Source organism: Streptomyces sp. NBC_00459 (assembly GCF_036013955.1).
In the GTDB taxonomy this organism is placed as follows: Bacteria; Actinomycetota; Actinomycetes; order Streptomycetales; family Streptomycetaceae; genus Streptomyces.
In genome coordinates this window covers 2,603,143-2,617,129 of sequence record NZ_CP107903.1, presented here as the reverse complement: position 1 = coordinate 2,617,129, position 13,987 = coordinate 2,603,143, and the positions used below count along the sequence as shown (strand labels likewise).

The window sequence follows — 13,987 nt, the reverse complement described above, 5'->3', positions numbered from 1 at the left end:
CCTACGCCTCCTTGGAGAACAGTGCTCGGCCCCACCAGTCGTCCTTGTCCCGGACGCCCGGAGGAACCGCGAAGACCGCCGAACCCACGTGCTGGATGTACTCGTTGAGCGCATCGGTCGCCAGGTTGCGCTGCACCGGGATGAAGCCCTTGCGGATGTCCCGCATGTAGGCGAGGAAGAACAGGCCGGCCTCCAGGCGGCCGAGGCCGTCCGTGCCGTCCGTGAAGGAGTAGCCGCGGCGCAGCAGCGTGGCCCCGTGGTTGGAGTCGGGGTGCGCGAGGCGGACGTGCGCGTCGGGCAGCATGGCCTTGAGGAACGGCTCGTCGCGCTCCTTGGCCTTGCCGACCGGGGCGCCCTCGCCCTTGTCACGCCCGATGATGTCCTCCTGCTCCTGCAGAGAGGTCCGGTCCCAGGGCTCGATGTGCATCCGGATGCGCCGCGCGACGAGATACGAACCCCCCTCCATCCAGGCCGAGTTGTCGTCGGTGTCCGCGCCGTCCACCCACACGAACTTCTTCAGCCGGTCCGTCTCGGTGCCCGCGATGTTGCGGGTGCCGTCCTTGAAGCCCAGCAGGTTGCGCGGGGTCTGCGCCTCGGGCGTCGTCGACGACGTCTTGCCGAAGCCGAGCTGCGACCAGCGCACCGAGACCTTGCCGAAGCCGATCCGGGCCAGGTTGCGGACGGCGTGCACCGCGACCTGCGGATCGTCCGAGCACGCCTGTACGCACACATCGCCGCCGCTGCGGTTCTTGTCGAGGTTGTCGCCGGGGAACTGGGGCAGATCGACCAGCGCGTCGGGCCGCCGGTCCGCCATCCCCAGTTTCTCGAACAGGCCGGGCCCGAACCCAATGGTCAGCGTCAGCCGCGACGGCTTCAGCCCCAGCGCCTCACCGGTGTCGTCCGGCGGTGCCTCGGCAAGACCGCCGTACGCGCCCTCACCGACCGTCTGTCCGGCGGTCATCCGCCGGGCCGCCGCCGTCCAGTCCTTGAGCATCTGGACGAACTCGGCGCGGTCGTCCGTCGCCAGGTCGAACGCGGCGAAGTGCAGCCTGTCCTGCACCGGCGTCGCGATACCCGCCTGGTTTCCGCCGTGGAAGTCGATCGCGCCGCCCGCCTCGGCGGCGACCGTCTGTACGTCGTCGCTGCCACGGGTGATCGCCACGGCACCCCCGGCCGCGACGGCCCCGAGCGCGAGCCCGGCCCCGCCCCAGCCGATCAGCGCCCGCCGCGAGGTACTGCCGGCGGCACTGGCAGTGGGCTCAGTGGTTTGGGTGGTCTCGGTGGTTTCAGGTGTCCCCGGTGTCTCCGTCATGACAGTCGGTCCCCTCTACTTCACGACGGCGGCGGCGAGCTTGGACAGCGGCTCGGCGAGCGCGTTCACCGCGTCCGAGAGCTGCTTGCGGTCGGCCTCGCCGACCTTGTCGTACGAGGTGAAGTCGTACGAGTTCTTGTCCGTGCGGTACTTGTCCAGCAGCGTGTTCAGGGCGGCGAACTGCTTGTCCAGCTCCGTGACCAGCGCCGCGTCGTTCTCCTTCGCGACCGGCTTCAGCAGCTCGTACGACTCCTCGGCGCCCTCGACGTTGGCCTTGAAGTCGACCAGGTCGGTGTGCGAGTAGCGCTCCTCCTCGCCGGTGACCTTGCCGGTGGCGACCTCGTCGAGGAGTTCCTTGGCGCCGTTGGCCATCGAGGTCGGGGTGATCTCCGCCTTGCCGACCCGCTTCTGCCAGTCGGTGAGGTCGGTGATCAGCTCGTCGGCGAGGGTCTTGTCCTCGGCGGTGATCTTCTTGTCCTCCCAGAGGGACTTCTCCAGGCGATGCCAGCCGGTGAACTTCTGGCCGGCCTCCAGACCGTCGGCGCGGACATCGACCTTCGGGTCGATGTCACCGAAGGACTCGGCGACCGGCTCGGTGCGCTCCCAGCCGATACGGGAGGGCGCGTACGCCTTCTTCGCGGCTTCGAGGTCGCCGGCCTTGACCGCCTCGGCGAAGGTCTTCGCGAGCGGCAGCGTCGTGTCCGCCTGCTCCTGCGCGTACTTGCGGTAGGCGGCGACGGCCGCGTCCAGGCGCGGGTCGCGCTTGGCGACCTTGCCGCCGGTGGCCTTGACGGCCTGGCGGATGCCGTCGCCCTTCATACCGGGCTTGCAGGCGATCGTGTAGTCGCCGGCCTTCACCTCGGCGGTGACCTTCTGCTTGGTGCCGGGGCCGATGTTCTCGCGCTCGGTGACGATCCGGTCGTCCGGGAAGAGGACGTAGACCTCGGTGACCTTGGAGCCCTTGTTCTCGATGTCCAGCTCGATGTGCCCGGCCGGGAACTCCTTCTTCGAGACCTCGCACTTGTCGTCCGTCGCGGTGACGCTGATGGCACCGTCGCCGCTCCCGGAGCTGCCCTTCTCCGTGCACCCCGTGACGGCTGCCAGGGCCGCCGCGGTGGCGGCGGCGGTGACGACGGAGAGTCTGACGGCTCGCATGCGGGCTCCTGAGAATCACGAGTGGCGAAAAAAAGACGTGTCCGGGCTCACACAGGTTTGGTGAGGCGGCCCTAACTTACCTAAGGCTTGCCTCAGTGATACCCGGACAATCGGTGATTCACCTCTCATGACCGGTGCATGGGCACGCCCCGATCACGGCTGCTTAATGACGATCTAAAGGGGAGCTAAAGCGAGTCCCACGCACAGGTAACGCACAGGTCAAGAGTCCCGGACCGGCGAGATCAGGACAGCTCCGGTGCGTGGGTGCGGAAACACCTCAACGGGCTGTCGGTAGACCTCCGACAACACGCGCTCGTCGAAAATCGTGGCGGGCGGACCGTCCGCCACCACCCGCCCCGCGCTCAGGATCGCGACCCGGTGCGCGTACGCGGCGGCGAGCCCCAGATCGTGCAGGACGACCACCACCGCGTCCCCGGCCCGCGCCCGCTCCCGGCACACCCGCAGCACCAGCTCCTGGTGACGCAGGTCCAGTGCGGCGGTCGGCTCGTCGAGCAACAGCAGCGGCGCCCGCTGGGCGAGCACCCGGGCCAGCGCCACCCGGGCCCGCTCGCCACCGCTGAGCGCCGAGAACGGGCGTACGGCGAACCCGGCCACCTCGGCGGCCCCCATCGCCTCGGCCACCGCCACGTCGTCCTCTTCCTCCCGCTCCGTACCGGCCCAGGGCGCCCGGCCCATCCGGACGACCTCCTCGACGGTGAACGGGAAGGAGAGCGAGGCGGCCTGCGGCAACACGGCCCGGCGCAGCGCGAGTTCGGCCGCCGGCCAGTCCTCGGCGGACCGGCCGTGAATCCGTACGACCCCTGCGGCAGCCGGAAGATCGGCGGCGAGCGCGCCCAACAGGGTCGACTTCCCGGCCCCGTTGGGCCCGACGAGGGCAAGCACCTCACCGGCGCGGACGGTCACGTCGACGCCGGCCAGCACCTCCCGCGCCCCGAGCCGTACGTACAGCCCGACGGCCTCGGCGAGGACATCTCCCGGTTCGGCGGCGGGCGGAGGGGTCGGGCGGGAACGCAGGAATTTCATGGGAGGCCTCCCTGGGGGCGCAGAGTGGGGCGAAGTGGAAGCCGGGGACGCCGACGCCCACCCAAGGGGCGCTGGGAACTGCGCGACCAGCCCCCACGGACCCGCAGTCGACGTACAACCGCTCACGCCCACCCCCCTTGCCCGCGCCGCGCCCTCCGCAGCAGCCAGAAGAAGAACGGGCTCCCGAGCAGGGCGGTGAGAACACCCAGCGGCAACTCCGCGGGAGCGGCGATCGTCCGCGCCGTCAAGTCCGCGGCCAGCAGCACCACCGCGCCGGCGAGCGCGCTGCCCGGGACGAGGAACCGGTGTCCCGGGCCCGCCGCCATCCGCAGCAGATGGGGGACCACCAGGCCGACGAAGCCGATGATCCCCGAGACACCCACCGCCGCCGCCGTGAGCAGCGCGACGACCAGCACCAGCACGATCCGCAGCCGCTCCACGTCCACGCCCAGATGCCGGGCGGGGCGTTCGCCGAGGGAGAGGAGGTCGAGGCGGCGGGTGTACAGGGGAGCGACCAGCAGGCCCACGGCCGCGAAGGGCAGGACGGCCAGCACCTTGGACCAGGTGGCCTGGGCGAGGGAGCCGAGCTGCCAGAAGGTGATCTGGTTGACCGCCGCCGTGTCCGCGAAGAACAGGAACAGACCGATCAGCGCGCCCGCGAAGGCGTTCACGGCGATGCCGGTGAGGATCAGCGTGACGACCTCCGTACGGCCGCCGGAGCGCGACATCGAGTACACCAGCAGCACCGTGGCGAGGCCGGTGACGAAGGCGACGGCCGGAATCGTCACCGTGCCGAGGAAGTTGAGGCCCAGCGAGATCGCGCCCACCGCGCCGACCGCCGCCCCCGAGGAGACGCCGATGATGCTCGGCTCGGCGAGCGGATTGCTGAACATGCCCTGCATCAGCGCACCCGCACAGCCCAGCGATGCCCCGACGAGCAGCGCGAGCACGATGCGCGGGAAGCGGACGTTCCACAGGACCGACTCGGGGACACGGTCGAGTTCGGCGCCGCCGAGACCGATCCGGTGGAGCACCGAGCCCAGCACGTCACCGGTGGGGATCGGATACGCCCCGAGCCCGGCGGCGACCGGGACGAGGACGAGCAGGGCGACGACCAGACCGGCGGTCAGCAGCCAGGTGCCGCCGCGCACCCGGCGCACGGGCTTCTCCTTCGTAGCCTCAGCCTCGACCACCTTGTGCAGCAGGGTCATCGGGCATCCCCGCCGTCGTTGCCGCTGCCACCCGCGTACAGCTGCGCCACGATCGACTTCAGCACCTGGTCCGTACGCGGACCGTAGTTGAGGAGCACGCCGTCCTCGATCGAGACGACCCGGCGTGCCATTCCGGCCGGGGTCTGCGCGACCCCGGGGATCTCGACCATGCCGTCGACACCGCCGACGGAGTCGAGTCCCTTGGTCATGACGAGAATCGCGTCCGGCGCGGCCCGGGCGAGCGCCTCGGTGGTGATGGCGGTGAAGTCCTTCTCCAGCCCCGAGTCGGCGCCCGCGTCGACGGCCCCGGCGGCCTCCAGCAGCGAGGTCGCGCCGGAGTCCCTGCCGCCGATGAGATAGACGGAGGCCGAGCCTCGCAGATAGAGGAAGGCGACGCGAGGCTGTTCGCCGGACCCGGAGGACCGCGGGATCTCCTTGCGTACGGCGGCTATCCGGTCCTCGGAGCGCTTCGTCAGCTCCTTCCCCGCGGCCGGGACGCCGAGTGCGTCGGCGACCGCCTGGATGCGTCGGCCGACATCACCGAGATCCTTCGCCGGGTCGATCACGAGGACCGGGACGCCGGCATCGCGGATCTGGCCGATGGCCTCCTCCGGCCCGGTCGTCGTCTCGGCGACGACCAGGTCGGGCCTGAGGGAGAGCACGCTCTCGGCGGAGACATCGTGGTTGCGGGTGACAACGGGCAACTTCTCCGCCTGCGCGAAGGTGGCGGTGATGTCCCGGGCGACGACCCGGTCGCCGAGCCCGAGGGTGAACACGATCTCGCTGAGGCTGCCGGATAGGGGCACGATCCGCTCCGCGGCCTCGACGGTCACTTCGACTCCGTCGGACGACCTTACGGTGACGGGGAGTTGAGGTTCGGAAGGGTTCGCGAGGGGTTCGACGCGATCTGCGGCGACGGCACCCGCCACGGCCCTGGCCGTGCCCTGTGGAGTGTCCTGCGGTGTGCCCCGGGTCCCGGCGCAGCCGGTCGCCGTGAGGGCGAGCGCGGACAGTAGTGCTCCCGTCATTCGCGTGCGCAAGCGTCCCACGATGCCGTCCGTTCCCTTGGTCGCTCTTGGATTCTCTCGGCCCTCTTACGTTTCAGCCGACCAAAGCTTAGGTTAGCCTTACCTTTGTTCGCTACCGGCGACCGGATCCGGAGGACACCTCATGCCCGCGCACCTTCGTGCCCTGGTGACCGTGTTGTGCGCGGCCGTACTGGGAGCCCTTCTCCCGGCCGGCGCCGCGCATGCCGCGAGCCGTACCGTGCAGGGCGGAAGGCTCGACTGGGGCATCAGGTCCTCCTTCCAGAGTTACGTCACCGGCCCGACAGCCAAGGGGAGTTACTCCCTCACGGGCGGCGCGGCCACGGTCGGCGGAAGCCAGTTCCGCTTCCACTCGGCGACGGGCTCGTACGACGGCGACACGGGCGCCTTCAGTGCCGGCTTCTCCGGTGGAGTCCACTTCGTCGGCCACAAGAAGGCCGACGGGACCTATCAGCTCGACCTCACGATCAGCCGCCCCACCGTCCGGGTCTCGGGCGGCGCCGGCACCCTCTATGTCGACGTCAGCACCAAGGCGAAGGACACCGGGACGGTCGCGACGTCCACGCAGGTGCCCTTCGCCTCCCTCGCGCTGGGCGGGATCGACATGAGGGGCGGCGGCAACGCGGTCGCCCTCGACAACCTCCCCGCCAGGCTGACCGCCGAGGGCGCCAGGTCCTTCGCCGGGTACTACGAGGCGGGCACCGAACTCGACCCGGTGAGCCTCTCGGCGGACGTCCGGGCGGCGGCTGTCGAGCAGCCGAGGGCGACACCGACAGGTGCGGCAACGACGGAGGCACCCACGACGTCGGCTTCCAAGTCTCCGTCCCCGAAGGTGACTTCGGGCGCGATCAAGGACGGAGCCGTCGACTGGGGCGTGCGCCGCACCTTCCGTGAGTACGTCACCGGTGACATGGCCAAGGGCAAGTGGACGCTGTCCTCCGGCGCCCAGGACGGCGGTGCGCTCTTCCGCTTCCCGGACGGCCGAGGAACGTACAGGGGAGGGAAGTTGACCGCATCCTTCGCGGGGGCGGTGCGCTTCACCGGTGAGAACGGGCTCGATCTCGCGCTGAGCGGCCTGCGGGCCGCCGTCGGCGCCAACGGCACCGGCACCCTCTACGCCGACGTGGCGAGCGGGGACTTCACGGGCGCCGACGTCCCGCTGATCACCTTCACCGCCGGGAAACCGGCCCCCAAGAACGGCCTGGTCGCGCTGACCGAGGCACCCGCGAAACTCACCGCACGCGGGGCGAAGGCCTTCGGCGGGATGTACAGGGCGGGCACGGAGATGGACCCCGTCTCGCTCGCCGTCGCCCTCACCGACGACGCGGAACTTCCCGCGCTGCCCGACCTGGGCAGCGCGGCCACCGGAGCGGACTCGTCCGCGACACCCGAGCCCTCGGCCACCGATGCCACACCGGTCGCCGAGACCGAGAGCACCGCGAGTGCCTCCGACTCGGGCGGCCCGCTGCTGCCCGTGGGCCTGGCGGCCGGCTCCCTGCTGCTGGTGGCCGCGGCGTTCGCGTACGCCGTACGCAGGCGCCGCCCCCGACCGGCAGCCGACGCGCCGGACCGCCCGCAGGCCTGAACTCCCTCACCCCGTCCGCCGGTCGAGCGGACCAGCCATCCAGGAGAACCACGATCATGCCAGCCGCCAGACGACCCCTCGCCCTCGCCGCCGCCGTGGCCACGGCCGTGGCCCTCGGCGCCACCGCGCTCGCCACGACGGTCGCCTCCACCGCCTCGGCCGCCGAAGTCCCGCTCAGCGGCTACGAGTTGACCTGGGGCATCAAGCAGTCGTACCGCACCTACGTGACCGGTATGGCAGCAGGCACCTTCACCGCGGCGGACGGCGCCACGCAGGCCGCGGACAACGGCGCGTTCACCTTCACCGAAGGCACGGGGACCTACGACTCCACGGCCCACACCCTCGCCCTCGGCTTCAAGGGTGGCCTGAAGATCGCTTCCACGCTCCACGGCTTCGAACTCACCCTGTCCGACGTCAGGTTCGACAGCAAGGCGGCGAAGATCACCGCCGACGTGACGAAGAGCGGCACCACCCAGGACGACGTGCCGCTCGCCGACGTCACCGTCACCCGCGAGATGACGGACATGGCGACCAGACTGACGGCGGAGGCGGCGACCGTCCTCGGCAGCGCGGGCTACAGCGGGGCGGCGGGCGACCCGCTGACGGTCGTACAGAAGACCCCGGAGTCCACGAGCCCTTCCGCGTCCACGTCCCCGAGCACGTCGACCTCGCCGTCGCCGTCCCCGACTCCGTCGGGATCGACCTCGGCCTCGACCTCGGCGTCCCCGTCGCCGTCGCAGAGCGCTTCGGAATCCGCGTCCCCGTCGGCATCGCCGTCGGACACCGCCACGGCCGCCCCGGTGAGCGGGGACATCACCGACGGCACACTCGACTGGGGTGTGAAGCAGTCCTTCCGTACGTACGTCGTGGACGGCGTCGCCAAGGGCGCGATCACGACGGCCGAGGGCGCGACCCAGGCCGCCGGCAACGGGGTGTTCACCTTCGTCGGCGGCACGGGCACCTACGACACCGACGCCGAGACCCTCGACGCGGCCTTCGCGGGCACCGTGAACTTCAAGGGCCATGAGGCCAACGGCAGTTACGGTCTCGACCTCACCCTCGGCGACCTCAGGGCCACGATCGACAACGGCACCGGCGAACTCACCGCCGACGTCGAGAGCCTCGGCGAGAAGTCCGACGACGTGGTCCTGGCCGACCTGACGACGGACACGGCCGACCTCGCCGCCGTGAACGACGTCATCACCCTCTCCGACGTCACCGCGAAGCTCACCGCCGCCGGCGCGAAGGCCTTCGGCGACTTCTACGAGACGGGCGCGGAACTCGACCCGGTCGACCTGGCCGTGGCGGTCACCGACGGTGCCCAACTCCCGGGCGGCGACGGCGGATCGGACTCCACGGGCGGCTCCTCCGGTACGGGTTCCACCGGCACGACGGGCGGTTCCGGCACGACGGGCTCCACGACCGGCGGTACGGGCTCGACGACCGGCGGTGTGACCGGCGGCCTCGCGAACACCGGTGCTGGCGTTCCGGTGGGTGCGCTGGGTACGGCCGCGGCGGTGACGATGGCGGCTGGCGCGGGTGTCGTCGTGGCGGTACGACGTCGGCGTACGGACGCGTAGTCGGTACGTGTACCTGGTACGCGTAGTTGGTGAGGGCTGCCACCTGGGTGTTTGAATGCGCGCGTGACTGATTACGACGTACTCCGCGTCTTCTGCGCGCCCAACGGGGGATACGGCAACGAGCTGGGCGTGGTCCGTGAGGGCTCCGTCATGCCGGAGCGGAGCGAGCGGCAGGCGTTCGCGGCGAAACTCGGCTTCAGCGAGACCGTGTTCGTCGACGACCCCGAGCGCGGGATCATCGACATCTACACGCCCACCCTGCGCCTGCCCTTCGCCGGCCACCCCTGCGTCGGTACGGCCTGGCTGCTCGACGTGCCCGAACTGGTCACGCCGGCCGGGCTGGTGGGGGCGCGGCTGGACGGGGAGTTCAGCTGGATCGAGGCGCGGGCGGAGTGGGTGCCGGAGCGGACGCTGCGTCGGTACGGCACCGCCGCCGAGGTCGACGCGCTGGAGGTGCCGCCGGCGGGGGAGTGGATCTACGCGTGGGCCTGGGAGGACGAGGCCGCGGGCCGGGTACGGGCCCGCGCCTTCCCCGGGCGCGACGACGGGATCGCGGAGGACGAGGCGACGGGGGCGGCGGCGCTGCTGCTCACGGAACAGCTGGGCCGGGCGCTCAACATCACGCAGGGCAAGGGGTCGCAGATACTGACGGCACCGCAGCCGATGGGATGGGTGGAGGTCGGGGGGCGGGTGTTCCTGGAACGCTGAACCGTCGAGGACCTGGACGGCGGCCATCTGGACGGCCACGACGCGGTACGGCACTGTTGCGCCGGGACCGGGCGGAGGGGGTCGTCGGTGATGTGGATCGTCCTGCTGGTGATATGCGCCGTGCTTGTGGGGTGGTACAGCCTCTTTCCGTGTTGTCCGAACAAGTTGAGGTACACCTTCTGGTTCGGAGCCGGGGAGCGCGAGGCCAGGCAGGAGCTGGCCAAGGGCCGCGCGGACAGCAGAAGCATCAGGGACGGGGCCGACGAGAGGTTCGGCAAGGTCAAAGCGGCTGCCGATGAGTATCTGAGGCCATGGACCGAGCGTCTTCAGACCTTGCGGGGGGAACAGCGCACGCTTCACGCGGAGGCTCAGAAGCCCGGTGAGGCGGTGGGTGCCCCTCTGGGGCCGGCGAAGGCCCCTGCGGAGTGGCTGCAGCTGCATGACCACGTCCTGGCGTCCCTGAAGAGGGTGCGGTCCGAAACCGGGGAAACCAGGTATGAGCGCGGCGGGTCGTTGGCGCTCGAAGGCCTGGAGATCGAGACCAGGACCGACCGGAACCACCACATCTGTCTTCGGGTGACGCTGCCGGGTGGCCAGAACAGAGTGCGGGAGTGGCTCTATCCGGATACTGCGGACTGGGAGATCAGGCTTCATGCGTTTGTCGAGTCGGTACGGGAGCAGATCGCATTTGACTACGACTGCCGCGCCGCGTGGCGGGCCCGCGACAACCAATACGCCGACGCGATCAGGCAGGCCGAGGCCGACCACCAAGATGCCCTGGCGAAGGTCGACCGCAAGATCGACGAAGCGGAGCGGCGCCGGAACAAGGAGCACGCCGAGGCCGATCGTGTCCGGGGCGAGGCGTGCAAGGCGTGGGTGGACGATGCCGGGGGCCTTCGCCCGCGGATGTGGTGGTGACGCGGCGCGCCGTCCGGTACGGCGCACCGCAGACGGTCACGCCGACAAGGGGAACTCCTCGCCCAGCGCTCGGAAGACCCCCGTGTTCAAGGCAAACGCCCTCTTGCACTCCGCCACCACCCGCTGTCTCTCCAGCTCGTCGACCGCCGTGCCCGCCCGGTCCAGCAGTTCGCGGTAGCCGCGCTTGAAGGCCGCCGGGTTGGTGATCTCCTGGAAGACGTAGAAGCGGACACCGTCACCCTTGCGTGCGAAGCCCCACGTCTTCTCGGCCCTGTCACGGATGATCTGGCCCCCCGACAGGTCCCCGAGGTAGCGCGTGTAGTGGTGGGCGATGTAGCCGGCCGGCCACTCCCGGGCACACTGCGCGACCCGCTCCGCGTACGTCCGTGTCGCGGGCAGCGCCGTGAGCGTCGTACGCCAGCCGGGGCCGCGCAGATGCGCCAGGTCCGTCTCCAGCGACGTCAGCCGCATCAGCTCGGGCTGGATGAACGGGCCTGCCACCGGGTCTGCCGCCAGCCGGTGCGCGCCGGCCTCCAGGGCCTCGTACACGAACCACAGCTGCTCGGTGTAGCGCGCGTACGCCTCCACCCCGAGCCCGCCGCCGAGCAGGTCGCTCATGAACGTCGAGGTCTCCGCCTCCACGTGCTGCTCGTGGGACGCGGTGCGGATGACTGTCGAGAAGGAGTCCATGAGAGGTATCTTCTTAGGTAAGGCTAACCTCAGTCAATAACTTGCCGACGATCTGTCGGTAAAAGCGTACCGGGACACGGGAGAGCCCGCCCTCGGAAGAGGACGGGCTGTACGTGCGCGTCTGCCGCGGAAGTCCCGCGAGCCCGTGGACTACGGCAGCGTCAGGATCTCCGCGCCCGAATCCGTCACCACGAGGGTGTGCTCGAACTGGGCGGTGCGCTTGCGGTCCTTGGTGACGACCGTCCAGCCGTCGTCCCACATGTCGTAGTCGTACGAACCCAGCGTCAGCATCGGCTCGATGGTGAAGGTCATGCCGGGCTGGATGAGGGTCGTGGCGTGCGGACTGTCGTAGTGCGGGACGATCAGCCCGGAGTGGAACGACGAGTTGATGCCGTGCCCGGTGAAGTCCCGGACGACGCCGTATCCGAAGCGCTTGGCGTACGACTCGATGACCCGGCCGATGATGTTGATCTGGCGTCCGGGCCTGACGGCCTTGATCGCCCGGTCCAGGGACTCACGGGTGCGCTCCACCAGCAGCCGGGACTCCTCGTCGACGTCTCCGACCAGGTACGTCGCGTTGTTGTCGCCGTGCACCCCACCGATGTACGCCGTCACGTCGAGGTTGACGATGTCGCCGTCCCGCAGCACGGTCGAGTCAGGGATGCCGTGGCAGATGACCTCGTTGACGGACGTGCACAGCGACTTGGGAAAGCCGCGGTAGCCGAGGGTGGACGGATAGGCGCCGTGATCGACCATGTAGTCGTGCGCCACCCGGTCCAGCTCGTCGGTGGTCACCCCGGGTGCGATGAGCTTCGCGGCCTCCGCCATCGCCCGCGCGGCGATCCGCCCGGCGATCCGCATCGCCTCGATCGTCTCGGGGGTCTGCACCTCCGCCCCGGTGTACGGGGTCGGCGCGGGCTTGCCGACGTACTCGGGGCGACGGATGTTTCCGGGCACGGAACGGATGGGAGAGAGCTCCCCTGGTACGAGCAGTGACTGGCCAGACATGCCAGCGAGTTTAACGAGCCCTGGTGGGGGACGATGACCCTGGTGAAAGGAGTCCGAACCATGGCCCTGTTCAAGAAGCGCACGGTCGGCAAACCCGGCGAGTGGTACTACTGCCTGGAGCACAAGAAGGTCGAGGAGGGCCCGGACTGCCCGGGCAAGGACCGCTTCGGGCCGTACGCCACCCGCGCGGAGGCCGAACACGCGATGGAGACGGCCCGCGAGCGGAACCTCCAGTGGGAGAACGATCCCAAGTGGCATGACGCGACGGCACGCAGCGAAGACGAGGGCTGAGGGGCGATCGCCGGGTGCGGGTGCGGGTGCGTTGTGGCTTGTCGCGCAGTTCCCCGCGCCCCTACCAGGGAGTTGCTCCCAGGGGCGTTGCCTCCTCCCGTTGCTTCCGCAGCCGCAGTGCGTGCTCGTTCGTGCGTACGTCGTACCGCATCAGGCCGGGCAGGCACAGGGCCAGCAGCCCCACCCCGGCCACGCACGCGAGCCCGCCCGACCACACCGACGCCCGCACCCCGCGCCACGCGGCCACGCCACCGGCCCTGACCTGGCCGAGCTGAGGGCCGACGGAGTAGGAGAGCAGCTCGATGCCGGCGAGGCGTCCGCGCAGCTCGTCCGGGATCGTCTGGTTCCACATCGCGCCCCGGAAGATCCCGCTGACCATGTCGAAGCAGCCGCCGAGGAGAAGGAACAGCAGCACCAGCCACACGTTGCCGACGATCCCGGAAGCGGCGATCGCCAGCCCCCACCCCGCCGCCCCGAGCACGACCATCCGCCCGTGCCGGTGCACCCGCGAGGTCCAGCCGCTGGTGAGGCTCACAAGGAGTGAACCGGCCGGGATCGCCGCGTACATCAGACCGAGCGACCACTCGGCGTCCAGCTCGTCGGCGAGGAACGGCAGCACGGCGAGCGGCATCGCGAGGAACATCGCGGCGAGGTCGATGGCGTACGTCCCCAGCAGCTCCTTGCGGTTCCACGCGTACCGGGCGCCCTCCGCGATGGACCGCAGCGACGGCTTCGCGGCCTCGTGCGAGGCGGGGGAGGAGGCGAGCCTCACGACGAACAGCAGGGACACGGCGAAGGTGACGAGATCGACGGCGTACGCCCAGCCGAGCCCGGCATAGGCCACGACCACCCCGGCGAGAGCCGGTCCCGCCACCCCGCCGACCGTCCAGCGCAGGGAGTTCAGCGCGGCGGCGGCCGGCAGATGCTCATGGGCGACGACCCGCGGCATCAGTGAGTCGAGCGCCGGTCGCTGTACCGACCCGAGGGCGGAGGTGAGCGCGGCGACCACGTACAGCGGCCAGATCAGCGGATCGGGCAGCACCGCGTTCACGAGGAGTACGGCGCACAGGATCCCCTGCCCGGCCTCTGTCCACAGGATCAGCTTCCGCTTGTCCGCCGCGTCGGCCAGCGCCCCGCCGTACAGCCCGAACACGATCAACGGGACCAGTTCCACGGCCCCGATCGCCCCGACCGCCGCGGCCGACCCGGTCAGCTCCTTCATCTGCACCGGCAGCGCGACGAACGTCAGAAAGCTCCCGAAGTTGGTGATCAGCCCCGAGAGCCAGAGCCTCCGGAAATCGACGGAGGCCCGCCAGGGCGAGAGATCGGGGAGGAGGGCACGGAGGGGGGAGGTCACGTGGAGTCATGGTGAGCGGTGGGGAGGAGAGGGGCAACAGGTTTTCGCCGGCGAGGGGAGGGGGCCTCCGTTGTTCTGCCGG

At 70.3% G+C, this 13,987-nt stretch carries 13 protein-coding genes; 5 read left to right on the top strand and 8 right to left on the bottom strand.

What is annotated here, in order from left to right:
* Position 1: 1 nt before the first annotated feature.
* The 5 genes from efeB to OHN74_RS11420 all read right to left on the bottom strand — a co-directional run bounded on the left by efeB (position 2) and on the right by OHN74_RS11420 (position 5,750).
* A complete protein-coding gene (efeB, locus tag OHN74_RS11440) occupies positions 2-1,312 on the bottom strand; it encodes an iron uptake transporter deferrochelatase/peroxidase subunit (RefSeq protein WP_327694450.1) in 1,311 nt (436 codons plus the stop codon).
* 15 nt (positions 1,313-1,327) lie between these two features.
* A complete protein-coding gene (gene efeO, locus OHN74_RS11435) occupies positions 1,328-2,467 on the bottom strand; it encodes an iron uptake system protein EfeO (protein WP_327694449.1) in 1,140 nt (379 codons plus the stop codon).
* Between the two features lie 219 nt (positions 2,468-2,686).
* Complete coding sequence (locus tag OHN74_RS11430; RefSeq protein WP_327694448.1) at positions 2,687-3,511, bottom strand: heme ABC transporter ATP-binding protein; 825 nt, start codon at positions 3,509-3,511, stop codon at positions 2,687-2,689.
* Positions 3,512-3,633: 122 nt separating this feature from the next.
* On the bottom strand, positions 3,634-4,722 hold the full coding sequence (locus OHN74_RS11425) for a FecCD family ABC transporter permease (protein WP_327694447.1): 1,089 nt from the start codon (positions 4,720-4,722) through the stop codon (positions 3,634-3,636).
* Positions 4,719-5,750 carry a heme/hemin ABC transporter substrate-binding protein gene (locus tag OHN74_RS11420; RefSeq protein ID WP_327700074.1) on the bottom strand — a complete coding sequence of 344 codons (1,032 nt, stop codon included), beginning with the start codon at positions 5,748-5,750 and terminating at the stop codon, positions 4,719-4,721. Before OHN74_RS11420 ends, OHN74_RS11425 begins: the two co-directional genes overlap by 4 nt.
* A gap of 142 nt (positions 5,751-5,892) precedes the next feature.
* On the opposite strand from OHN74_RS11420, the gene OHN74_RS11415 reads away from it, so the two are divergent.
* The 4 genes from OHN74_RS11415 to OHN74_RS11400 all read left to right on the top strand — a co-directional run bounded on the left by OHN74_RS11415 (position 5,893) and on the right by OHN74_RS11400 (position 10,559).
* Entirely contained in the window at positions 5,893-7,353 is a 1,461-nt protein-coding gene (locus OHN74_RS11415; RefSeq protein WP_327694445.1) for an HtaA domain-containing protein, read from the top strand.
* A gap of 56 nt (positions 7,354-7,409) precedes the next feature.
* Positions 7,410-8,933, top strand: a complete 1,524-nt coding sequence (locus tag OHN74_RS11410) for an HtaA domain-containing protein (RefSeq protein WP_327694444.1) — start codon at positions 7,410-7,412, stop codon at positions 8,931-8,933.
* Between the two features lie 63 nt (positions 8,934-8,996).
* Positions 8,997-9,641 (top strand): PhzF family phenazine biosynthesis protein, encoded by a 645-nt coding sequence (locus OHN74_RS11405; protein WP_327694443.1) that lies wholly within the window; start codon positions 8,997-8,999, stop codon positions 9,639-9,641.
* A gap of 87 nt (positions 9,642-9,728) precedes the next feature.
* A complete protein-coding gene (locus tag OHN74_RS11400; RefSeq protein ID WP_327694442.1) occupies positions 9,729-10,559 on the top strand; it encodes a hypothetical protein in 831 nt (276 codons plus the stop codon).
* A 36-nt stretch (positions 10,560-10,595) separates the two neighbouring features.
* Here OHN74_RS11400 and OHN74_RS11395 read toward each other — a convergent pair whose 3' ends face one another.
* Both OHN74_RS11395 and map read right to left on the bottom strand, forming a co-directional pair.
* Positions 10,596-11,249 (bottom strand): biliverdin-producing heme oxygenase, encoded by a 654-nt coding sequence (locus tag OHN74_RS11395; RefSeq protein ID WP_327694441.1) that lies wholly within the window; start codon positions 11,247-11,249, stop codon positions 10,596-10,598.
* Between the two features lie 150 nt (positions 11,250-11,399).
* Positions 11,400-12,257, bottom strand: coding sequence for a type I methionyl aminopeptidase (gene map / locus OHN74_RS11390; protein WP_319096334.1), 858 nt, complete (start codon positions 12,255-12,257; stop codon positions 11,400-11,402).
* Between the two features lie 60 nt (positions 12,258-12,317).
* On the opposite strand from map, the gene OHN74_RS11385 reads away from it, so the two are divergent.
* Positions 12,318-12,548 (top strand): hypothetical protein, encoded by a 231-nt coding sequence (locus tag OHN74_RS11385; RefSeq protein ID WP_327694440.1) that lies wholly within the window; start codon positions 12,318-12,320, stop codon positions 12,546-12,548.
* 61 nt (positions 12,549-12,609) lie between these two features.
* Here OHN74_RS11385 and OHN74_RS11380 read toward each other — a convergent pair whose 3' ends face one another.
* Complete coding sequence (locus OHN74_RS11380; protein ID WP_327694439.1) at positions 12,610-13,905, bottom strand: MFS transporter; 1,296 nt, start codon at positions 13,903-13,905, stop codon at positions 12,610-12,612.
* Positions 13,906-13,987: the final 82 nt, after the last annotated feature.

Coding starts and splice junctions, on each gene's coding strand:
- efeB (WP_327694450.1), bottom strand. CDS start 1,312: ATGACGGAGACACCGGGGACACCTGAAACCACCGAGACCACCCAAACC.
- efeO (WP_327694449.1), bottom strand. CDS start 2,467: ATGCGAGCCGTCAGACTCTCCGTCGTCACCGCCGCCGCCACCGCGGCG.
- OHN74_RS11430 (WP_327694448.1), bottom strand. CDS start 3,511: ATGAAATTCCTGCGTTCCCGCCCGACCCCTCCGCCCGCCGCCGAACCG.
- OHN74_RS11425 (WP_327694447.1), bottom strand. CDS start 4,722: ATGACCCTGCTGCACAAGGTGGTCGAGGCTGAGGCTACGAAGGAGAAG.
- OHN74_RS11420 (WP_327700074.1), bottom strand. CDS start 5,750: ATGACGGGAGCACTACTGTCCGCGCTCGCCCTCACGGCGACCGGCTGC.
- OHN74_RS11415 (WP_327694445.1), top strand. CDS start 5,893: ATGCCCGCGCACCTTCGTGCCCTGGTGACCGTGTTGTGCGCGGCCGTA.
- OHN74_RS11410 (WP_327694444.1), top strand. CDS start 7,410: ATGCCAGCCGCCAGACGACCCCTCGCCCTCGCCGCCGCCGTGGCCACG.
- OHN74_RS11395 (WP_327694441.1), bottom strand. CDS start 11,249: ATGGACTCCTTCTCGACAGTCATCCGCACCGCGTCCCACGAGCAGCAC.
- map (WP_319096334.1), bottom strand. CDS start 12,257: ATGTCTGGCCAGTCACTGCTCGTACCAGGGGAGCTCTCTCCCATCCGT.
- OHN74_RS11385 (WP_327694440.1), top strand. CDS start 12,318: ATGGCCCTGTTCAAGAAGCGCACGGTCGGCAAACCCGGCGAGTGGTAC.